Below are 21,975 nucleotides of genomic sequence, written 5' to 3' on the forward strand. Positions count from 1 at the left end.
TCCCCATAGGAATATGTCAGCGCTTCTTCCCGAGCGCACCTTCACACGCGTCTACCACATCTTGGGCACGGTTCCACCCAACAGTTCCGTGACCGAGGGACGCACTGGCGCGTTGGGCTTGTGGAAGGGCCGCGGCGCAATCGCCGCGCAACAGATGTGCCTCGGAGGCATTGAGCGCAGCCATCGCCTCATTTCCTGCCTTTGCGTAGGCGCCGGCCAAATGACGGAGAAGTTTTGGATCATAGCTATCCCGCGCGCGGGCGCTCTCTAGCGCCTTGATCGCGGGATTCAGGTTCGACGCAGTGCCGGTTGCGAGAAGGGCCCGGCCCAGTCCCGCCTGAATTTGCGCGTTGCGCGGGGCCTTTTGCGCGGCGCGCTGATAGGCGCGGACAGCGGAATCGAATTCGCGGTTTTCCAAGAGGATTTGGCCCTGGAGTTCCGCGTAGAATGGATCGTCCGGACGTATCGACACGAGTTTGTTGATTGTCGAAATCGCCTGATCGCGATCCGGTAAACGGTGTAGCGCGACCGCGCGGCGCATGAGCGCAATGTCAGACGTGTCGGAGGCTTTCACACGTCGGAGGGTGAAGGACGGCGGACGTATGAAGGCCTCGAGTTTGCCACGTGCGCGGGCGTACCAATAATCAGCGCTTGCGTCCGGTTGACCGTTATTCGGAGTGGCGGCAACAAATCCCTGCAAAGCGCGGAGGCGGTCGCGGCTCAGGGGATGGGTGCGTGCATACGGGTCCTGACGGGCGGAGGAGAGCACCTCTTGGCCGCGGAACATGTCGAGCACGTCGACCATGGCCTGCGGTGGCACACCGGCGTTGGCCATAAACCGGATGCCCGCCTGATCGGCGGAGGCCTCTTGCGCGCGAGTATGGCCCAACAGCACGCCCTGCGCCGATCCTGCGACGCCCATGGCCATACCGGCCGCGCCAGAGGGCTCAGCCCCCGCCGCGAGCGCGGCACCTGAGAGCAGCAAGCCAAGGGCTGCAGTGCGGGTCGCCATATCAACTTGTCCGTAACGCTGCACGATGTGCCCGCCGGTGATGTGCGCCGCCTCATGGGCGATGACGGCCTGAAGTTCGGCCGCAGAGTCGAGACGAAGGATGAGGCCGGAATGGATGAATATGTGCGAATTATCCAACACAAAGGCGTTCGGGCTGTCGTCTGCGATGATCAGGATGTTCATGCGCGACGGCGATAGGCCCGCCGCCTCAAAGATCGGACGGGCGAGACGGCCGAGCGTATATTCAATATCCGGATCGCGCAGGATCGTCTGTGCCTGTGCGATGACAGGCATCAGTCCGATTATAAGAGCCGCACAGGCCCTGCGCACCATCCGTCGCATTGCAATTCCCCCTCTGGGCTGGCACAGATTTCGCCGAGAAAAGCATAGGAGCGCCCCGATGAAAACCTCGCAACGATCTGTGGTTGATCCCTTTATTGTGATGGACGTCATGGAAGCGGCGCGTGCCGCCGAGGAAGCGGGGCGTGACATCATCCACATGGAGGTCGGGCAGCCCTCGACCGGCGCACCGAAACTTGCGCGGGAGCGGTTGGTTGCCGCGATGGAGACCAATCCGCTCGGCTACACCGTCGGCTTGGGCCTGCCGGAACTGCGCAAGGAGATCGCGGCGCAGTATAAGACGCTTTATAATGTGGAGCTGGATTGGAACCGAGTGGTGATCACCTCCGGCTCTTCGGGTGCGTTCCTCCTCGCGTTCACGGCGCTTTTCGACGCGGGGGCAAAGGTGGGGCTGGGCGAGCCGGGCTATCCCTCCTATCGCCAAATTCTTTCTGCGCTCAACATCGAGCCGGTCGGCCTGCCAACGTCGCTCGAAAACCGGTTGCAGCCAGTGCCATCCGACATTCCCGACGGTCTGGACGGGCTCATCGTCGCAAGCCCGGGAAACCCGTCCGGCACGATGCTCGATCTCGACGCGATGAAGGCGCTGGTCGCGGCCTGTGAGGAGAAGGGGCTGACCTTTATCTCGGACGAGATCTATCACGGCATCCAATATGAAGGCCGCGCTGTGTCTGCCCTTGAGGTGACGGATGACGTTTATGTCATCAACTCGTTTTCCAAATACTATTCCATGACGGGTTGGCGCATCGGTTGGATGGTTGTGCCGGAGGACCATGTGCGCACGCTTGAGCGCCTCGCGCAGAACATGTTCATCTGCCCGTCCCACGCGGCGCAGGTCGCAGCACTTGGCGCTTTGGAAGCCCGCGAGGAATGCGAAGCCCATGTCGAGGTCTATGCCGAAAACCGCCGCCTCATGATGGAGGGGCTACCCAAGGCTGGTTTCTCCAAGATCGCACCGCCGGACGGAGCTTTCTTCATCTATGTCGATGTGTCGGACCACACCACGGACAGCAAAGCCTTCTGTGACGAAATCCTCGAAAAAGCGGGGGTTGCCGTGACACCGGGGCTCGACTTCGACCCGCGCCGCGGGGCGCAAACTCTGCGCTTTTCCTACGCGCGCTCGACCGAGGACATCCGCGAAGGTCTAGAACGGTTGACGTCCTTTATGGCGTCGAGGTTGCCGCGCGGGTAAGAGCGAGACTCAGTCTGCGTTGAGCGCCTTCAAGGTCTCGGGGCTCTGACTCTCGAGCCACTCTTTCATGCTCATTGAGTCGCTGTACAGGCTCTCGTAGTAGTGTTCCAAGAGGGCTTGGTAGCCGACTTGGATAAAGAGGATACGTTGTTTTTCAACCGGCAAATCCAAGGCCTTCGTTGAAAGTGACTGTCCGTTCATGGCCTTGTTCCACGCGGCGTCGAGCTGATCAGTCTTGCTGCTTTCAACCCCCTCAAGTTTAGCGATGTTGAGGAGAAGCTTGGCAAGTTCCAGGTTCGGCTCGAGATAGCGATCTTCGGTCAGCCGCATGCCAAGGTGATAGGCCGCCTCACCATATCCGCCTGCAATCGCGGCGTGGACAAAATAAAGTCCTGTCTCCTGGTCCATCGCAATGCCGTCGCAATCTCCCCGGATCTGGCAAAAGCCAAGGTTCGATTGAGAAACTGGATAGCCCATTTCGGCGGCCGTGACCAAATAGCTGACGGAGGCCAGCGCCATCCATTCATCGGTCTCTCCCGTCTCACAGTTGTCATAGACCCATCGTAACTCATGCATCGCGACGGGATCGCCGTTTTTTAGACCATCGCGCAACGTTTCGTAGGCAACTTCATCGCCCGCGCAGGTCTTGTCGCCGAGCTGGTTCATCGCCTCGCGTCGCGATTGCCATTTTTCCGGCAGCGGTTCTGCCATGGCAGGCGTGATAAGGAGGGCGGCGAGCAAGCTAGAGATCAAAAAACGCATTGGGGAGTGTCGGTCCTGTCTGAAATGAATTTCGGGGACTTTGTTGGGAAAATGTCATCAGGTCAAACGCTTGCGGTCAATGTGAGGTATTTCAAGAGACTGTGTCTGGTTTTTGTGCAAGGACATGGTATCTCATGGTCAAAAGATCGAATGAGGGCGTAATGCGGGCGTTGATTTTAAAAGCTATTCTGGCTCTGGTGCTGACCTTCGGCCTCTTGACGCTTCGGGCCGAAGCGCAAACCAGTGCGATGACGGCATTGGCGCGCGCCAACAGCGAAGAGTCGGCTTTGGTCGATCAGGGCGACAGTGTCGAGATGATGCTTCGCGTGTCGCAACCGGTGCCCTTCCGCATTTTTACTCTGGATGAACCACGGCGCATGGTTGTCGACTTTTCCGAAGTCGACTGGACAGGCTTTGACACCGATGCTTTCGATACGGCCTCTGGTGTGAGTGCCGTCCGCGTCGGTGGTTTTACACCCGGCTGGTCGCGCATGGTGATTGATCTCGCAGGGCCCTATGCGCTGGTCCATGCACAAATGTCGCGCGATGAAAACGGGGCAGTGTTGACCCTCAATCTCGATCCGACCGAGGCGGATGAATTTGCGCTCCACGCAGGAACACCGCCGGATGCGCAGCTGGTGCGGCGGAATTCCGACGACACGACAAGCGCACCACGTTCCGCGCGTTTCGGCGAGGGGCCGCTGCGGGTCGTGCTTGACCCTGGGCATGGTGGTATTGACCCGGGTGCCGAACGAGAAGACGTCAAAGAGGCAGATATCATGCTGACCTTTGCACGTGAACTCGAAGATGTTCTGAACAGAGCCGGCAGGTTCGAAGTCACGCTCACGCGGACTGCAGATGTCTTTGTCCCACTCGAAACACGGATTTCACTCGCGCGCGAGGCCGAAGCAGATGTTTTCCTATCGTTGCACGCGGATGCGATCGCAGAGGGACGTGCGGAAGGGGCCACAGTCTACACGCTCGCTGCGCGCGCTTCGGATACAGCGTCACAAAAGCTTGCGGAGCGTCATGATCGGGCAGATCTACTTGCCGGTGTGGATCTGAGTGCGACCGACGATGTGATTGCTGCGGTCCTGATGGATATGGCGCGCACCGAGACGGTGCCGCGGACGGACCGCCTTGCGGATAGTCTCGTGAAAGAATTGCAAGACTCCGTCGGGATGCACAAACGCCCCCGCCTTGAGGCCGGTTTCTCGGTGCTCAAGGCGCCGGATTTGCCATCCGTGCTGATCGAACTGGGTTTCCTCTCTTCGGAGAAAGACCGCGAAAAGCTCGCAGACCCGGCATGGCGCACAAAGGCGGCTTGGGCGATCCGCGATGCGCTCTTCCGTTGGGAGGACGCTGAAATCGCGCTTCAAGATAAACTTCGGAAATAACGCTCTGCGGTCCGCGATGTAATCGCGGGCATGCTGTGCGCGGCCCGTTCGGCAACGAACGTCAGTCGACGTGTTTTCGCGCCAGCCAGACCGAGTGCCCCTCGCAATCGGGGTCTTCGGGCACAAATGTGATCACGTCAATTTTGTAGCGGGCCATGACGGCGGTGTAGACTTCCGGTGCGAGAGAGGCATGATAAACCGTCTCGTTTTCTATCCTTCCGACGGCTTCGCCCTCGTCCGGCCCGGACGTGAAGAGGATGACGCCACCGGGCGCCAGATGTTTGTTGATCGTCCCGAACATCCGTTTTTGATCTTCGCCGGTGAGATGGAACAGGCTGTCCCAAGCGAGAATGGCGTCGAAGTCTTCGCCGAGGTCGAGCCCACGCATGTCCGCATGGATTGCACGCGCACGGGGGAGGTTCATCTGAAAGAGCGAGATCATGCTCGCGGCCCCGTCGACACCGGTCACTTCACACCGCCGATCGTAGAGATACTGGGAAATCGGGCGGCCAGAGCCGCAGCCGAGATCGAGAACGCGACGGCGGCCGTGATAATGGGGTGCATAGCCCAACATCCGGTCGAGCCAGCGACGCTCGATCAGAGTCTTGGTTCGCGCGATGTCAAAAGCGCGCGCCTGACGTTCGTAAGTGGGCAAAATGTCTTCCGGTTTCATACTTTGGCAAATACGCGCTCCACCGTTTCGCCACAAGAACCGGTGTTCACGAACGGCGCGTTTCTGCTCACATTTCCGAGGGGGATGTTTTGACCCGGGCGCATGGCCTGTATATGGAGAGACAAGCCCGTGCAACTTTCTCTGAGTCTGCGCGTTCAATGCTATGACAAGCTGGTAGGAAGTTACGACGTGCTCAGGTTTATCCTCTCCTTTTTCGGGACGATTTTTTCGTGGATCACCACGGGACTGTTCCTGATTGCTGTCGTGATCGGCGGCATTTTCTGGATGTATGGTCGGGATTTGCCGAACCACGAGACGCTCGCGCAATACCAGCCGCCGACGATTTCCCGCATTTACTCGGGCGAGGGACGCATCATCGACGAATTTGCGCGTGAGCGTCGTCTCTATACGCCGCCGGCAGAAATCCCTGATCTGGTGAAGCAGGCGTTTATCTCCGCCGAGGACAAGAACTTCTACAATCACAAAGGCTATGACCTTCGCGGGATGGTTGCGGCGGCTGTGACCGCTGCGCGGGGTGGTCCGCTTCGTGGTGCGTCGACGATCACCCAGCAGGTGATGAAGAACTTCCTGCTGTCGTCCGAACGGTCTGCGGAACGGAAGATCAAGGAACTCATCCTCGCGACCCGTTTGGAACAGTCGCTGAGCAAAGACGAAATCCTTGGTCTCTATCTGAACGAGATCGACCTCGGTGTGCGGTCTTTCGGCGTGACCGCAGCCGCGCAGAGCTATTTCAACAAATCCTTGTCTGAACTGGCGCCCGAAGAGGCCGCGTTCCTCGCGATCCATCCGAAGGCCCCGTATTCCTATAATCCGGCGAAGAACTACGAGGGCGCGCTCCAGCGCAGGAACTTCGTGCTGCGTGAGATGTATGAGAACGGCTACCTGACCCAAGTGGCTTATGAAGCTGCGCGTGCTGCACCGATCAAGACTGTGCAGACGGGCGATTATCCGTCCTACCGCGAGAACCTGCCGCCGCGCGATTACTTCACCGATGAAATCCGTCGTCAGCTGTCGAAAAACTTCGGCGAAGAGGAGTTCTTTGAGGGCGGCCTATCGATCCGTGCGACCATCGATCCGGAGATGCAGACCATCGCGGCGCATAGCCTTCAACGCCGTCTCGAAGAGATTGATCGCGGATTGCAGGTCTGGCGCGGCACGGGCGAGACGATTGATCCGACGACGCTCGACTCGGACGCATGGATTGACGCTCTGGCCGAGGTGCGCGTGGCGCGTGACATCACGCTCGACGGTAAATGGTATGTCGGGGCGGTCAAAGAGGTGGGCAATCAGTCTCTGACGGTCATGGTCGAGGATGGCGTGGGTGAGGTCTCCGTTCCGCGCGAGGACATCAAATGGATGCGCGGCTCTTTCGTCGATAATTTCACGCGCGGCGATGTGGTCCATCTGCGCCGCTTCACGTCCGGTGACAACGGCACGGGCGATCTCATCCGCTGGAGCCTGCGTCAGGTGCCGGAAGTGCAGGGTGCGTTCATGGCAATGGACGTTCAGACCGGCCGTGTGATTTCGATGCAGGGTGGGTTCTCCTACCAGAACTCCGTGTTTAACCGCGCCACACAGGCGACCCGCCAGCCGGGGTCTTCTTTCAAGCCGTTCGTCTATGCGGCGGCGCTCGACTCCGGTTTTTCTCCGGCATCTATCGTTGTCGACGCCCCGATCGAGATCAACACCCCCCAAGGTGTCTGGCGTCCTCAGAACGCGTCGCGCGAATTCTACGGCCCGACGCCCCTGCGGACGGGGATCGAACAATCGCGGAACCTGATGACCATCCGTCTCGCCCAAGAGGTCGGCATGGACGTCGTTGCGGGATATGCGGAGCGCTTTGGGGTCTACGACCAGATGGGCCAGTATCTCGCGTCCTCGCTCGGCGCAGAGGAATCCACCGTGTTCAAGATGGTTTCTGCCTACGCCATGTTTGCAAACGGCGGGGAGAAGGTGGAGCCGACCCTCGTGGACCGTGTGCAGGACCGATATGGCCGGACAATTTATCGCCATGACCAACGCGTGTGTGAAGACTGCGAAGTGGCGTCCCTCCAATCCGGTGTGGCACCGAAGATCGTGTCGAACCGCGAACGCATGATTGATGCCATCACGGCCTATCAGCTCACCTCCATGATGCAGGGCGTCGTGACACGCGGGACCGCTGCGGGCCGTGTGAATCTGCCGGTTCCGGTGGCGGGTAAAACGGGGACGACGAACGAAGGCAAAGACGCTTGGTTCATCGGCTTTACCTCCAACATCGTGGCAGGGTGCTACATCGGCTATGACACACCGCGCGCGATGCGCGGGGCCTCTGGTGGTGGCTTCTGCGGACCTGTGTTCAACAGCTTCATGCAGGAAGCCGTCAAGAAATACGGCGGCGGTAAATTCAAGGTCCCGCCGGGTGGTCACTTCATCAAAATCGACCGTTTCAGCGGCGCGCGCCTTTCTGACGATGCATCCGGACCCAACGTTGTAGCAGAGTATTTCCGTGACGGTGAAGAACCGGTGTTCGGCCTGACCTACGACGGCGGGTTCGCCATGGGGTCCAACCTGCCGCTCTATGAGGAAGCGGGCGGGTTTGTCGGTGACGGGATGCAAGAAGTGCAGACCAATTCGGGACAAACCATCAAAGTACCTGAAAAGGCGGATGTGAGCACCTTGTCGTCTGGTGGTCTTTACTAGAGCCCTGAACGTGACGGGAAGGCCACCTTTCATAGTTTGGCCCCCCTTGTGTCCTGACCTTCGGCGGCGTATCTGTCACCGAACCCGAAAACCTAAAGATAGGTGAGAGCCGTGCGCGCAGAGATTCAGAACATTGTTGGGAAAATCGAGAAATCCCTTGGGCTTTTGAAACAGCGCCTGGATTGGGAAACGGCTCCACACCGTCTCGAAGAGTTCAACGCGATGATTGAGGATCCGACCCTGTGGGACGATCCTGCGCGTGCGCAGAAACTGATGCGGGAGCGTCAGGTGCTTATGGACGCGATGAAGGTCGCGACCGGCATCGAGACCGACATGAACGACAACATCGAACTCATTGAACTGGGCGAGATGGAAGAAGATCAGGAAGTCATCACCGACGCTGAAAATGCGCTCAAGGCGCTCGCTGTCACCGCCGCCGAGAAAGAACTCGAAGCCTTGCTCGACGGTGAGGCTGATGCAAACGACACCTTCCTCGAGATCAACGCTGGCGCGGGTGGCACGGAGGCCTGTGACTGGGCGTCGATGCTACAGCGTATGTATGTTCGTTGGGCGGAGAAAAAGGGATACAAAGTCGAGCTTCAGTCCGAAGAAGCGGGCTCGGAAGCGGGGATCAAATCCTGTGCCTACAAAATCTCCGGTCACAACGCTTATGGTTGGCTGAAGTCGGAGAGCGGTGTGCACCGTCTCGTCCGTATCTCGCCCTTCGGCAAGGGCACGCGCGAGACCTCGTTTGCCTCCGTTTGGGTCTATCCGGTCGTTGACGACAACATCGAAATCGAAGTGAACCCCGCCGACATCCGCATCGACACGTATCGTTCGTCCGGTGCAGGTGGTCAGCACGTGAACACGACGGACTCCGCCGTCCGGATCACCCACGCGCCAACGGGCATCGTTGTGACCTCATCCGAGAAGTCGCAGCACCAGAACCGCGATATCGCCATGAAGGCCCTGAAATCGCGCCTCTATCAACTTGAACTCGACCGCCGTTCCGAAGCAATCAACGAAGCGCATGAAAACAAGGGGTCCGCAGGCTGGGGCAACCAGATTCGCTCCTACGTTTTGCAGCCATACCAAATGGTGAAAGACCTGCGCACAAACTTCGAGACCGCGAACACGTCTGGTGTGCTTGATGGTGATCTCGACGGGTTCATGGCCGCGACCCTTGCGATGAATGTCGCCGGTAAGTCGCGTGCGGATGCACAATCCGACGACTAAATCGCACATCCTCACTTTTTGAGAACTCGGAAAGGCGCCCGGTTGGGGCGCTTTTTCTTTTTGTAACAGTGGGTTGTAGGTCTTGTTGTCGAAAACTATTTCAAAAATTCATCTTTTAAACTGTGAATGTGACAAACTCACCGACAGATGCCGTGAGGATCTGCATACTCTTCCCAACAATGACGCGAAAAGCGACGCAACAAGGAAACGCACAATGATGAATCGCTCTGAGTCCCGAGCTTCCGCAAGAGGAGGCAACGCTCAATGACAGATGGAACCGTTACGGAATTTACGCCGCTGATCTCGTTGATCGGGGGTCTGATGATCGGCGCCTCTGCCGTCCTTCTGATGCTGCTGCGCGGCCGAGTTTTCGGTGCGACCGGCATTCTCGCGGGCTTCATGAGCCCGCAGGGGTCCTCAGATTGGGCATGGCGTGCGGCGCTGCTCTTCGGGATGGCGACTGGTCCGATCGCATATCTGATCGTGACCGGAGAGATGCCGGACATTCAGGTGCCTGTGTCGACCGGTGCACTGATCGTCGGTGGCTTCATCGTCGGGATCGGCGTGACCTACGGTTCCGGCTGCACCTCGGGCCATGGCGTCTGCGGTATGGCGCGACTGAGCCCGCGGTCCATCGTCGCGACACTGTCGTTTATGGTGTCTACAGCAGTCACAGTGTTTGTGATCCGTCACGTGATCGGAGGGGTGTAAGAGATGGCTTTGTTTCTAACCTATCTGATCGGCCTCCTGTTCGGGATCGGGATTTCGATTTCCGGTATGGCCAACCCTGCGAAGGTCCTGAACTTCTTTGACTTTTCAGGCACTTGGGATCCGTCCTTGATCTTTGTGATGGGCGGCGCGCTGATCGTGTCCTTCTTCGGCTACCGCTGGGTGTTCAAGAAATTCGAGACCCCCGCAGTCGAGCCGCGTTTCGTTCTGCCGACGTCCAAAGTGATCGACGTACGTCTCGTTGGTGGCTCGCTCGTGTTCGGTGTCGGCTGGGGGATTGCGGGCTTCTGTCCCGGTGGCGCCCTGCCTGTGCTCGGGTCCTTTGATCCGAACGTCTGGATTTTCTTTGTTGCCCTCGTGGCTGGCATCTTTGCCGCCAAATACATGATGAAACTGACGGCAGCGCGTGCTGCCCGATCCGCCTCCTGAGGCGGGAACCAAGACTTGAGAGGAGAGAGTCCCATGTCTTCTAACTATCCTGTCGATCTGACGACCCAGCCGGATGTGAAAGCATTCTTTGATCCGGCCACCTGGACGATTTCCTATGTCGTGAAAGACCCGGCCTCCAACTCCTGCGCCGTTGTCGATAGCGTCATGGACATCGACTATGCCGCTGGCCGCATCTCCTATGAGAGCGCCGACCAGATCATCGAGTATGTCAAAGAAAACGATCTCAAGGTCGAATGGCTGATCGAGACCCACGTTCACGCTGACCACCTGTCTGCTGCGCCCTACATTCAGGACAAAGTGGGCGGTAAAATCGGCATCGGCGAGAACATCGTCGTAGTTCAGGACGTGTTCGGTAAAGTCTTCAACGAAGGCACCGAGTTCCAGCGCGACGGCTCCCAGTTCGACCGCCTCTTCAAAGACGGTGACACCTATCATGTCGGCGAGATGCAGTGCTTTGCGATGCACACTCCGGGTCACACCCCGGCCTGCATGGTGCATGTGATGGGCAACGCGACCTTTACCGGTGACACCCTGTTCATGCCGGATGGCGGCTCTGCACGTGCCGACTTCCCGGGTGGGGATGCGGGTGTGCTCTACGACTCGATCCAGAAGGTTCTGGCACTGCCAGACGATATGCGCCTCTTTATGTGCCACGACTACGGCCCGAACGGCCGTGATATCGAGTGGGAAACCACCGTGGGCGCCGAGAAAGAGCACAATATCCACGTCGGTGGCGGCAAATCCAAAGAGGATTTCGTCAAATTCCGCACGGAGCGCGATGCCCAACTCGCCATGCCGCGCCTGATTATTCCCTCTCTTCAGGTGAACATGCGCGCTGGTGAATTGCCGCCGCCGGATCAAGACGGTAAGACTTTCCTCAAAGTTCCGGTCAACGGTCTCTGATTTGTCTTTCTCGACGGGTTGGGGGCGGGCGGTCCGGCCCCAACGCACGAGGAGACACTCATGGAATTCAACAAGATCAACGACGCCATCACCGTCAGCGGTCAGATCACGCCGGAAGAGGTGAAAACCCTCGCAGAGAAGGGCTTTAAAATCCTGATCTGCAACCGTCCGGACCAAGAGATCGGACCGGAGATGTCGTCCGAGGTCATGGCAGAGGCCGCCGCAGAGGCAGGGCTCGCCTTTCACTACCTTCCGGTTGTTCCGGGAATGCTCACGCAGGACCTCATTGAAGAGACCGCCCGCATTCTCGAAGCAGCAGAAGGTCCAGTTTATGCCTACTGCCGGTCTGGCACCCGCTCTTGCAACGTCTGGGGACTGTCTCAGGCCGGTAAAGAGGCCGCTGACCGCATCATCGAACAAGGCGCTGGGGCCGGTTACGACCTGAACGGCCTGCGTCCTCACTTGGGCGACTAAGCTTTCCACGATCTTCTCGTGCGGGGGCATCTACGCCCCCCTGTCTATAGGCCCTGAAAAGGGGCGCGCGAGGAGAACGGACAATGGAAATCAAAAAGATCACGGACGGCCTGTCTGTGTCCGGCCAAATTCAGCCGGAAGATATGGAAAAGCTCAAACGCCGCGGTTTCCGCGCGGTGGTGTGCAACCGTCCGGATGGCGAAGCCCCCGACCAGCCAACGCATGAAGAAATGGCTGCGGCGGCAGCTAACGCCGGTCTCGAATTCCTCTATCTGCCGGTCACTCCAGGGATCGTGACCGAAGAAACCGCGCAGGCCTTTCGTCAGGCTCTGACCGAATTGCCCGGTCCGGTTTTCGGTTATTGCCGCACTGGCACCCGCACCACGACGCTCTGGTCGCTCGCGATGGCGAAAGAGAAATCAGTCGTCGATATCCTCGCCGCGACCAAAGCCGCTGGCTACGATATGTCCGGTGTGGCGCGTCGGATCGCCAATGGCGGCGTAACTCCAACGGACTCCGTCGAAGATGCGAAATTCGATGTTGTGATCGTTGGCGGCGGGGCCGCAGGGATCGCCGTCGCGTCCTCGCTCAAGCAGCGCAAATCCGATCTCGAGATCGCGATCATTGACCCGTCCGATGTGCATTACTATCAGCCCGGTTGGACAATGGTCGGCGGCGGTGTCTTTGATGCGCAGACCACTGCGAAAACCATGGGCGGCCTGATCCCGCGCGGGGTGCATTGGCTCAAATCGGCCGTGGCTGCGTTCGAACCCAAAAACAACGCTGTGATCCTCGATGGATGCCGGGTCGTGAAATACGACCGCCTCGTCGTCTGTCCGGGGCTCAAGCTCGACTGGGACCGCATCGAAGGTCTTACAGATACCCTCGGAAAGAACGGCGTCACGTCGAATTACCGTTACGATCTCGCGCCTTACACGTGGAAGTTGGTGCAGGAAACCAAAGGCGGCAAGGCCATCTTCACCCAGCCGCCGATGCCGATCAAATGCGCTGGCGCGCCGCAAAAGGCGATGTATCTTTCTGCCTATGAGTGGGAACAGCGCGGCGTACTCAAGAACATCGACATCCAGTTCATGAACGCGGGCGGTGTGCTCTTTGGGGTGAAGGACTATGTGCCTGCGCTCGAAAAATATGTCGATCGCTACGGTATTGATCTCAACTTCTTCCACAACCTGAAATCCATTGACGGCCCCGCGAAGAAGGCGACGTTCACGGTCTCCAAACCGGACACTGAGCCGACCGAGGTCACTGTTGATTTCGACATGATCCATGTGGTGCCGCCGCAGGTCGCGCCGGACTTCATCCGCGTGTCGCCGCTCGCAGATGCCGCGGGCTGGGTCGATGTGGATCAGCAGACCCTCCGCCACGCGAGCTTTGACAACATCTGGTCGCTCGGGGATGTCATGAACGCGCCGAACGCCAAAACCGCCGCCGCCGCCCGTTTTCAGGCCGCTGTGGTCGCCGAAAACATGGTCTCTGATATCAACGGCAAATCGCCAGAAGCGGCCTACAATGGCTACGGGTCCTGTCCGCTCACCGTCGAGAAGGGCAAGATCGTTCTGGCGGAGTTCGGATATGGCGGCGCTCTGCTGCCGTCCTTCCCGAAATGGGCGCTCGACGGGACAAAACCGACCCGCCGCGCATGGTGGCTCAAAGAGCAGATCCTCCCGCCGATCTATTGGAAGGCCATGCTCCGCGGCAAGGAATGGATGATCAAACCTGAAAAGGTCTCCGCAAAATAATCGGCCTGAAGCGGGTCTCTCGATCCGCCTCGCGCACACGCATAATAAGGACGTTTCCCCGTGTCTCTTCAAAGCTCATTCGATCCCAAGAAACTCAAACGCTACCTGCCCATTCTGGACTGGGGATCGCGCTATAACGCGTCGACATTTGCCAATGACGGGATCGCCGCCATTATTGTGACGATCATGCTGATCCCGCAATCGCTCGCCTATGCGCTGTTGGCGGGTCTTCCTGCGCAGATGGGTCTTTACGCCTCCATCCTGCCTCTCGTGGCCTACGCGGTTTTCGGCACATCGCGGGCGCTCGCGGTCGGTCCGGTGGCTGTTGTCTCGCTTATGACAGCGGCGTCTGTGGGGAACATGGCGCTTCAGGGCACGGCGGAATATGCGGCAGCGGCGATCACGCTGGCGTTCTTGTCCGGTCTGATCCTGCTCGTGATGGGGATTTTCCGCCTCGGGTTCTTTGCGAACTTCCTGTCACACCCTGTGATTGCAGGCTTCATCACGGCGTCCGGAATTCTGATCGCCGCCTCGCAGGTGAAGCATATTTTCGGCGTGTCTGCGGGGGGACATACGTTGCCTGAGCGCTTGGTCCAACTGGCGGAGAACATTGGCGAGACCAACCTGATCACGTTGGTGATCGGTGTCGCGGCCACGGCGTTCCTGTTCTGGGTGCGCAAGGGGCTCAAACCTCTGCTTCTGTCCAAGGGTGTGTCGCCGCGTATGGCAGATATCGCGACGAAGGCCGGTCCAGTGGCTGCGGTCGTCGTCACCACGCTGATCACCTTTGTCTTCGGCCTGCACAATCACGGCGTCAAAATCGTGGGCGAGGTGCCGCGAGGTCTGCCACCGCTCACCCTGCCGCATTTCAGCCCGACGATCTGGTCGCAACTCTTCGGTTCCGCGATCCTCATCTCCATCATCGGCTTTGTGGAATCCGTATCGGTCGCCCAGACGCTCGCCGCGAAAAAACGCCAGCGCATTGTTCCGGATCAGGAGCTGATTGGTCTCGGCGCGTCCAACATCGCGGCGGCGGTCTCCGGCGGCTATCCGGTGACCGGTGGCTTCGCGCGCTCTGTTGTGAACTTCGATGCGGGGGCTGAGACACCCGCGGCAGGGGCGTTCACCGCCGTAGGTATCGCGCTCGCCGCGCTGTTCCTCACGCCGCTTCTCTACTTCTTGCCGGTTGCGACGCTGGCTGCGACGATCATCGTGGCGGTTCTGTCTCTGGTGGATTTCTCGATCCTCAAGAGCACATGGGGCTACTCAAAAACCGATTTCGCCGCCGTTCTCGCGACGATCCTCCTGACGCTCGGGTTTGGTGTGGAGACGGGCGTGTCCTCTGGTGTGATCCTCTCGATCGCGATGCACCTCTACAAAACCTCGCGGCCGCATATTGCAGAGGTCGGTTTGGTGCCGGGTACGGAGCATTTCCGCAACATCAACCGTCACGACGTTCTGACGACGACGGATGTGGTGACGATCCGTGTGGACGAGAGCCTCTATTTCGCAAATGCGCGGTTCCTAGAGGACTATGTTCTCGACCGGATTGCGGACGACAAGGACATCAAACACGTGGTCCTCATGTGTCCGGCGGTGAACGAGATCGACCAATCGGCACTTGAGGCGCTCGAAGAGATCAACAAGCGTCTCGACGATGGCGGGATCAAGCTTCACCTCTCCGAGGTGAAAGGCCCTGTGATGGACCGCCTGCAGAAATGCCATTTCCTGCACGAGCTGACGGGGCAAGTGTTCCTGAGCCAGTATGCCGCGATGAAGGCGCTCGGGGATGTGACGGTGCCGCCGGTGGCGTCAGAGACCGACGAAGACAAGGTGGCCTGAACGCTCTGACAAGTTGATAAAACGCCCTTCCGATCTCGGGAGGGCGTTTTGCGTTAGGCTCCCATCCGCGCTTTGAGGACCCGCGCGACGATCTGCGCATGATCCGGCTCGATCAGCCACGAACACGCCGCTTCCCACGCGAGGGCGGCGGTTTTCTCTGCGGCTGTGGCCGATGCTGGGCGCGTGCGGAGCGTGTCAAACGCGAGGACATCGACGCGCGCCTCGTCCCAGTCAAGGAGCGCGGGGCCATCAGGCGTGTGCAGCAGGTTGCCTGCCGCCAAATCCCCGTGAATGACCCCGAGCGGACCGTCACAGGCAGTCCACGCCTTTCGACAGAGTGCGAGCAGGTCGGCGGGCAGGGCGGCGAGATCGACGTCACCGCCGTCCATGACCGTTAGGAGGTCGCGGGAACTCGCAAAGCCGGGACGTTGGTCCATTTGGCCAACTTCGCTATGGAACCGGTCGATATGGCCCGCGATTTGGGGGAGGTCTTCTGCGAGGAACGGACGCCCGTCGATAACCGGCTCGCAGGTCCATCCATCGCCATTCAGTCGCCCGTCCTGTGTCTCGATCAATTGCGGCACGATAAATCCGGCGCGCTCTGCGACCTCCAAGACGGGAGGTAGCCAGCGCAATTGCGCCTCGGTGCGACGCGTCGATTTGAACACGACATCGCGTTTGAGTTCCGTCGTCCGGAACACCGCATTCCGATGCCCGCCGCCGACGGGTTCAATCGGGGCGTCGATGCCCCAGAGGTGAACGGGTGGTAGGGTCAATTGATCAACCTTGCTGGACGAAAGTTAAAACTTCTGACACGTGAATGCCCAGGCGCACGTGAGGGATCGTTTACTCGTATGTGCCGACGGGTCAACGGATTTTGCAGGAGGGTCGCGCGGATTTGCGGATTTGACAGGGGGTAGGAAAGCTGTTTCGGTCCCGCGAACAATCCTGCTGATTGAGCGGCTGCAAGGAGAACGGAATGACACTCAAACTCGACACTGGATGGCGCTTGCGCGATGAGACTGGCGCGCATGAATTTGAGGCCAATCTGCCTTTCGATGTGGTGTCGTCGCTCTATGACTGCGGCGCGATTCCCGATCCGTATTGGGGACGGAATGCCGAGGGGTTGCGGTGGATTGCTGAGCGGAAGTGGACGGCAACGCGGAGCTTTTCACTCACTGACACGGCGGACGAGCTTGTCCTCTCTGGCCTCGACGGGGTCGTAGATGTTCTGATCAATGGCCAGAGCGTTCTCACAACCGAGAATGCGTTCCGGACGTGGCGGGTCAATCTCTTCGAGGTGGCGAATGAGGGCGAGAACGAGATCACGCTGCGGTTCCGGTCGGTCATTGAAGAAGCTGCCAAACGACAGGCCGCGCAGCCGTTCATTCAACCCTATGCCGAAATGAATTGCCCAATTCCCAACATTAACATGCTGCGCAAACAGCAGTGCGATTTCGGGTGGGATTGGAACTGTGCGCTCGCGCCCTTTGGCGTCGCTGGCATGATCCAGATCGAGCCAGCGGGTGCGCCGCGCATCACGCATATCAATGTCGATCAGGAACACCACGATATCGAGTCGGAGAGTGTCTCGCTCACCGTCGTTGCAGACCTCTCGAATGTGCCCGACGGTTCTGAAGTGAAAATGCAGTTCGCGGACCGCGAGCGGATCGCCGTCGCTGAAAACAACCGCGCCGAAGCAAAGTTCTTTGTCGAGGTGCCGGAGTTCTGGTGGCCTGCGGGGCAGGGGGCGCAGACGCTTTACGATCTGTCGGTCGAGGTCGTCGGGCGCCGTGTGACCCGCCGCATCGGCCTTCGCCGGATTGAACATGTGACCCATGTGGACGACCACGGGCGGGGCTTCAAATTCCGTGTGAATGGCCGTGATGTTTACGCCAAAGGCGCAGCGTGGATTCCCGCAGACGCGCTCTCTGGCCGTATCCGTCAGGACCACGTACGCGCGCTGCTTCAGTCCGCTGTGGACGCCAATATGAACATGATCCGCGTGTGGGGCGGCGGGCGATATGAGCCGGATTGGTTCTATGATCTGTGCGACGAACTCGGACTGATGGTCTGGCAGGACTTTATGTTCGCCTGCGCCATGTATCCTGCGGACCCCGCGTTTCTGGAAAATGTCGGCGAAGAGGTGCGGGAGCAGGTCCGGCGTCTGTCACATCACGCTTGTCTGGCGCTCTGGTGCGGGGACAATGAAATCATCGGGATGCTCGAGGAATTGCCGGAAGCGCGCAAGCACCGCGACCGCTATCTCGTGCAATATGACCGCCTCAATCGCCATGTTGAAGCCGTGCTCAAAGCCGAGGACCAGAACGCAAATTGGTGGCCGTCTTCGCCGTCGCTCGGGCCGCTCGACTTCGGGGACGCATGGCACAGAGACAGCTCCGGTGACATGCATGTCTGGAGCGTATGGCACGAGAACAAACCGTTCGAGACCTACCGCGATCTCACCCCGCGTTTCGTGAGCGAGTTCGGGTTCCAATCCTATCCCTCGCTAGATGTGATCGCGTCCTTTGCGGAGCCGAAAGATTTCAACATCGCGGCGCCGGTGATGGAAAGCCACCAAAAGAACGCGGGCGGAAACGAGCGGATCGCGGCGACGTTGATGCGCGAATTCCGTTTCCCCGAGGGGTTCGGAAATTTCGTATACCTCTCGCAAATCCAGCAGGGGCTCGCGCTCAAAACGGCCGTCTCCGCGTGGCGTGCGCAAAAGGGGCACAACTGGGGTGTTCTCTATTGGCAGCTCAACGACACATGGCCTTGCGCCTCGTGGTCGACGCTCAATTATGGCGGCGGCTGGAAGCTCTCGCATCACATGGCGCAGCGGTTCTATGCGCCTGTGTTTGTCGCTGTAGTGCCAGAGGCCGACACATATGTTTTCAAAGTTATGAATGACTTGCCGGAGAATGTTGAAGTCTCCGTGCAGGTCGCGGCGGTGAATATGTCCGGCGAAGCGCGACCGCTCGCGGATGCCGTGATTTCGGCGTGGCCGAGCAAGGCGCTCGAACTCTTTGAGTTGCCGAAGGAGGCTCTGCAAGAGGACGAGATTTTCGTCTATACTTGGCAATATGACGGTGGGGCGAGCGGCGATTTCTTCGCGCCGAAGCCGTGGAAAAGCTACGATATGATCGATCCGGAGATTACGGTGGAAGTCACACGGGACGCGGGGAAATATGAGATTGTTCTGACGAGCACGGCACTCGCGCCCTTCGTTGCGCTTGAGGCCACTGTCGCTGGGCATTTCAGCGCGAATGCGATCATGCTTTTGCCGGGAATGCCTGCGACAATCACGTTTGAGCCAAAGGAGCTGAACGCCAAGGCGGAATTCACGCTCCGCGACCTGTACTCGGCGACCTATGGAGGGACTCAATGAAGCGATCCACGATCAACGAGATCATCCGCGAGTCGGATGCCTTTATGAAATCCTTCGGCTTCACTTTGCCGCCGTTTGCGTATCTGTCGCCGGAGCAATTGCAGGCCCATGTCGTGGAAAACAGTCCGATGATCCGCGACCATATGCTCGGGTGGGATATCACCGACTACGGGCAGGGCGATTTTGAGAATCTCGGGCTGTTCCTGTTCACTGTGCGCAACGGCTCAGCCGCCAATGTGGCGCAGGGCATGGGGCCGCTCTATGCGGAAAAACTGCTGATCTCCGAGGAAAACCAGATCAGCCCGATGCACCACCATATCAAAAAGACGGAAGACATCATCAACCGCGGCGGCGCGACGCTCGTGCTCGAACTTTGGACGCGTGGTGACGAGGGTGGTCTCGATCCGAATGCGCCGGTTGAGGTGATGACCGACGGACAGAAGCGGGTGCTCAAAGCCGGTGAACATCTCGCGCTTGCGCCGGGTGAGAGCGTTACACTGGAGCCGTGGCATTGGCATGCGTTCTGGGGGGAGGGCGGTCGGGCTCTGATCGGGGAAGTGTCGAATGTGAACGACGACCGGACGGACAATATCTTCCGCGACCCGATCGGGCGCTTTTCGACCATAGAGGAAGACACCGCGCCGCTGCATCTGTTGGTGAGTGATTACGACGCTTGGCTCGCCTGAGAGGAGGGCAGGCTGCGCCAAGTCATTGTGGCCTGTCTAACGCCCCTCTATGATTGACGAAAATAACGGGAGAATCCGCCATGGCGGGATGGGTGTCGCGTCTGATGATTTATGATCTGGAGGAGGCCGAGGCCTCCCCAGTGCTTGAGACCGGTATGGAGATCGCCGCGCCGAACTGGACTCCGGATGGCTCTGCTCTAATCGTGAATGGCGAAGGCAGCCTGTTCTGGGTCGATCTGGATGAACCAGACCTGTTGGAAATCGACACTGGCCTCTGCATCAATTTGAATAATGACCACGGCGTTTCTCCGGACGGAGATACGCTCTTTTTCACCGATCACACCTATGGTGGTCCGGCGAAAATCTGGCGGCAGAATATCGGCGATGACAGTGATCCCGTGCAAGTAACACGCAAAGAGCCGTCGTGGTTTCATGGCATTTCTCCTGATGGGCACATGATCTGTTACGCTGCCGTGCGTGAGGGGCTGTTCGGCATCTACACCGCGCGGGCCGACGGATCGCACGAGAACTGCGTTATCGAGGGCGCACATCACTACGACGGGCCTGATTTCTCCCATTGCGGGCAATGGATTTGGTTCAACTCAGACCGGTCCGGCACGTCCGAGATTTGGCGCGTGCGCACGGATGGCTCGGGACTTGAGCGTATGACCGAGGATGCCGAGGTCAACTGGTTCCCGCATCCCGCGCCTGACGGCGAGAAAGTCGTCTACATGGCCTATTCCGAAGGGATTGTAGGGCACCCTGCGGGGATGCATGTCGATTTGCGGCTCTGGACGTCAAAAGACCGAAAACCGGAAACGCTTGTGTCGCTCTATGGCGGGCAGGGGACGTTTAACTCCCCATGCTGGTCGCCGGACGGGATGGCTTTTGCCTATGTCGAATACGCGGAGTGAGCGACAGGTTTAGTCGCTCAGTGTCCGACGGATCGCATCTTTCCAGCCGCTGTATTTCTCTTCGCGTAGAGCCTCGTCCATCGTGGGGGAGAACGTCGCGTCGACGGCCCATTGCCGTGCGAACTCTTTCGGTTCCGGATAGAGCCCCACGGACAGCCCCGCGAGATAGGCCGCCCCGAGCGCGGTTGTCTCCAGATTGCGGGGGCGGTCTACGGGTGCACCGAGGACATCGGCGAGAAACTGCATCGCAAAGTCATTGCCGGACAGCCCGCCATCGACGCGAAGGGTCGTGTCCTGATCCGTCTCCCAATCCGCTTTCATCGCCTCGATGAGATCGCGTGTCTGGTAGCCGACGCTTTCGAGGGCCGCGCGCGCGAATTCATTCGGGCCTGTGTTGCGCGTGAGGCCGAACATGGCACCCCGCGCCTCCGCATCCCACCACGGCGCGCCGAGGCCGGTGAACGCGGGCACCAGATAGACGGTTTGCTCCGGATCGGCCTTTTGCGCCATCTCAAGCGTCTCGGACGCGTTGCCAATCATGCCCAACCCGTCCCTGAGCCACTGCACCACCGCGCCCGCGACAAAGATCGAGCCTTCGAGCGCATAGGTCGGTTTGCCGTCGAGTTGATACGCGATGGTCGTCAGCAGGCGGTTCTCGGACCGCACCGGCGTCTCGCCGGTGTTCAGGAGCGCAAAGCATCCCGTCCCGTAGGTCGATTTCATCATGCCGGGTGTGAAGCAGGCCTGACCGACCGTCGCGGCCTGCTGGTCTCCAGCAACGCCACGGATCGGGATCGTATCGCCAAAGAGCGTCGTTTCCCCGAAATCCCCTGAGCTATCACGCACTTCGGGCAGCATCTCGAGCGGGATGCCGAGGCGGTCGCAGATCGTTTCGTCCCATTGGTGTTCATAGATGTTGTAGAGCATCGTGCGACAGGCGTTCGTGGCATCCGTTGCATGCACGCGGCCCTCGGTGAGGAGCCAGATAAGCCATGTATCCACCGTCCCGAATTTGAGCTGACCCGTCCGCGCCATCTCATGCGCGCCCTCATATTGATCCAAAATCCATGCGAGTTTGGTCGCGGAGAAATAGGGATCGAGCAGCAGTCCGGTGCGGGCAGTGACCTCTTCCTCAAACCCGTCCTTGCGCAGCCGCGCGCAGAGATCGGCCGTCCGGCGGTCCTGCCAGACGATGGCTTTGTGGAGTGGTTCGCCCGTCTCCGCGTCCCAGACAACGGTGGTCTCTCGTTGGTTCGTGAGGCCAATCGCCGCAGGGCGCGTGCGCGTCTCATCAAGGATCTGTTGGATGCAGTGTTTTGAAGTATGCCACAAATCCATGGCGTCATGTTCGACCCATCCAGAGCGGGGGAAATGCTGGGCGAATTCCTCCTGCGCGCTCGTGATCGGGGTCAGGCCGCTGTCAAACAGGATCGCACGGGTAGAAGTGGTGCCCTGATCAAGGGCGATAATCGTTTCGCTCATAAAATGCCTCCC

General features: G+C 59.3%; 18 protein-coding genes. 13 read left to right on the forward strand and 5 right to left on the reverse strand.

Going from position 1 to position 21,975, the window contains the following annotated elements:
* Window positions 1-16: 16 nt before the first annotated feature.
* Window positions 17-1,354 carry a M48 family metalloprotease gene (locus LA304_RS09005; protein ID WP_224502812.1) on the reverse strand — a complete coding sequence of 446 codons (1,338 nt, stop codon included), beginning with the start codon at window positions 1,352-1,354 and terminating at the stop codon, window positions 17-19.
* A 58-nt stretch (window positions 1,355-1,412) separates the two neighbouring features.
* On the opposite strand from LA304_RS09005, the gene LA304_RS09010 reads away from it, so the two are divergent.
* Window positions 1,413-2,564 carry a pyridoxal phosphate-dependent aminotransferase gene (locus LA304_RS09010; RefSeq protein WP_224502813.1) on the forward strand — a complete coding sequence of 384 codons (1,152 nt, stop codon included), beginning with the start codon at window positions 1,413-1,415 and terminating at the stop codon, window positions 2,562-2,564.
* Window positions 2,565-2,573: 9 nt separating this feature from the next.
* Here LA304_RS09010 and LA304_RS09015 read toward each other — a convergent pair whose 3' ends face one another.
* Window positions 2,574-3,326 (reverse strand): SEL1-like repeat protein, encoded by a 753-nt coding sequence (locus tag LA304_RS09015; RefSeq protein WP_224502814.1) that lies wholly within the window; start codon window positions 3,324-3,326, stop codon window positions 2,574-2,576.
* 161 nt (window positions 3,327-3,487) lie between these two features.
* On the opposite strand from LA304_RS09015, the gene LA304_RS09020 reads away from it, so the two are divergent.
* Window positions 3,488-4,723: an N-acetylmuramoyl-L-alanine amidase gene (locus LA304_RS09020; protein WP_224502815.1), complete on the forward strand. Its 1,236-nt coding sequence runs from the start codon at window positions 3,488-3,490 to the stop codon at window positions 4,721-4,723.
* Window positions 4,724-4,784: 61 nt separating this feature from the next.
* Here the strand turns inward: LA304_RS09020 and LA304_RS09025 are convergent, their stop codons facing one another.
* Window positions 4,785-5,396: a class I SAM-dependent methyltransferase gene (locus LA304_RS09025; RefSeq protein ID WP_224502816.1), complete on the reverse strand. Its 612-nt coding sequence runs from the start codon at window positions 5,394-5,396 to the stop codon at window positions 4,785-4,787.
* A gap of 189 nt (window positions 5,397-5,585) precedes the next feature.
* On the opposite strand from LA304_RS09025, the gene LA304_RS09030 reads away from it, so the two are divergent.
* The 8 genes from LA304_RS09030 (at window position 5,586) to LA304_RS09065 (ending at window position 15,493) form a co-directional block, all read left to right on the forward strand.
* The gene (locus LA304_RS09030; protein WP_224503085.1) at window positions 5,586-8,099 is read left to right on the forward strand and encodes a penicillin-binding protein 1A; all 2,514 of its coding nucleotides are present in this window, start codon (window positions 5,586-5,588) and stop codon (window positions 8,097-8,099) included.
* A gap of 111 nt (window positions 8,100-8,210) precedes the next feature.
* Window positions 8,211-9,335 (forward strand): peptide chain release factor 2, encoded by a 1,125-nt coding sequence (gene prfB / locus LA304_RS09035; protein WP_224502817.1) that lies wholly within the window; start codon window positions 8,211-8,213, stop codon window positions 9,333-9,335.
* Window positions 9,336-9,599: 264 nt separating this feature from the next.
* Window positions 9,600-10,046, forward strand: a complete 447-nt coding sequence (locus LA304_RS09040) for a YeeE/YedE family protein (protein ID WP_224502818.1) — start codon at window positions 9,600-9,602, stop codon at window positions 10,044-10,046.
* Window positions 10,047-10,049: 3 nt separating this feature from the next.
* The gene (locus LA304_RS09045; RefSeq protein ID WP_224502819.1) at window positions 10,050-10,493 is read left to right on the forward strand and encodes a DUF6691 family protein; all 444 of its coding nucleotides are present in this window, start codon (window positions 10,050-10,052) and stop codon (window positions 10,491-10,493) included.
* A 33-nt stretch (window positions 10,494-10,526) separates the two neighbouring features.
* Window positions 10,527-11,417 carry an MBL fold metallo-hydrolase gene (locus LA304_RS09050; protein ID WP_224502820.1) on the forward strand — a complete coding sequence of 297 codons (891 nt, stop codon included), beginning with the start codon at window positions 10,527-10,529 and terminating at the stop codon, window positions 11,415-11,417.
* Between the two features lie 60 nt (window positions 11,418-11,477).
* Window positions 11,478-11,891: a TIGR01244 family sulfur transferase gene (locus tag LA304_RS09055; protein ID WP_224502821.1), complete on the forward strand. Its 414-nt coding sequence runs from the start codon at window positions 11,478-11,480 to the stop codon at window positions 11,889-11,891.
* An 83-nt stretch (window positions 11,892-11,974) separates the two neighbouring features.
* Window positions 11,975-13,651, forward strand: coding sequence for a bifunctional protein tyrosine phosphatase family protein/NAD(P)/FAD-dependent oxidoreductase (locus LA304_RS09060; RefSeq protein ID WP_224502822.1), 1,677 nt, complete (start codon window positions 11,975-11,977; stop codon window positions 13,649-13,651).
* Window positions 13,652-13,711: 60 nt separating this feature from the next.
* Window positions 13,712-15,493 (forward strand): SulP family inorganic anion transporter, encoded by a 1,782-nt coding sequence (locus tag LA304_RS09065; RefSeq protein ID WP_224502823.1) that lies wholly within the window; start codon window positions 13,712-13,714, stop codon window positions 15,491-15,493.
* 53 nt (window positions 15,494-15,546) lie between these two features.
* Here LA304_RS09065 and LA304_RS09070 read toward each other — a convergent pair whose 3' ends face one another.
* The gene (locus LA304_RS09070) at window positions 15,547-16,269 is read right to left on the reverse strand and encodes a phosphotransferase (RefSeq protein ID WP_224502824.1); all 723 of its coding nucleotides are present in this window, start codon (window positions 16,267-16,269) and stop codon (window positions 15,547-15,549) included.
* Between the two features lie 203 nt (window positions 16,270-16,472).
* Here LA304_RS09070 and LA304_RS09075 point away from each other — a divergent pair, with 203 nt between their 5' ends.
* The 3 genes from LA304_RS09075 (at window position 16,473) to LA304_RS09085 (ending at window position 20,481) form a co-directional block, all read left to right on the forward strand.
* Complete coding sequence (locus LA304_RS09075; RefSeq protein WP_224502825.1) at window positions 16,473-18,881, forward strand: beta-mannosidase; 2,409 nt, start codon at window positions 16,473-16,475, stop codon at window positions 18,879-18,881.
* Window positions 18,878-19,567, forward strand: a complete 690-nt coding sequence (locus LA304_RS09080) for a D-lyxose/D-mannose family sugar isomerase (RefSeq protein WP_224502826.1) — start codon at window positions 18,878-18,880, stop codon at window positions 19,565-19,567. The genes LA304_RS09075 and LA304_RS09080 overlap by 4 nt, the downstream gene beginning before the upstream one ends.
* An 80-nt stretch (window positions 19,568-19,647) precedes the next feature.
* Window positions 19,648-20,481, forward strand: a complete 834-nt coding sequence (locus tag LA304_RS09085) for a TolB family protein (protein ID WP_224502827.1) — start codon at window positions 19,648-19,650, stop codon at window positions 20,479-20,481.
* 9 nt (window positions 20,482-20,490) lie between these two features.
* Here the strand turns inward: LA304_RS09085 and glpK are convergent, their stop codons facing one another.
* Complete coding sequence (gene glpK, locus LA304_RS09090; protein ID WP_224502828.1) at window positions 20,491-21,963, reverse strand: glycerol kinase GlpK; 1,473 nt, start codon at window positions 21,961-21,963, stop codon at window positions 20,491-20,493.
* Window positions 21,964-21,975 lie beyond the last annotated feature (12 nt).

It is taken from the genome of Celeribacter litoreus, from assembly GCF_020165855.1.
GTDB lineage: Bacteria > Pseudomonadota > Alphaproteobacteria > Rhodobacterales > Rhodobacteraceae > Celeribacter > Celeribacter litoreus.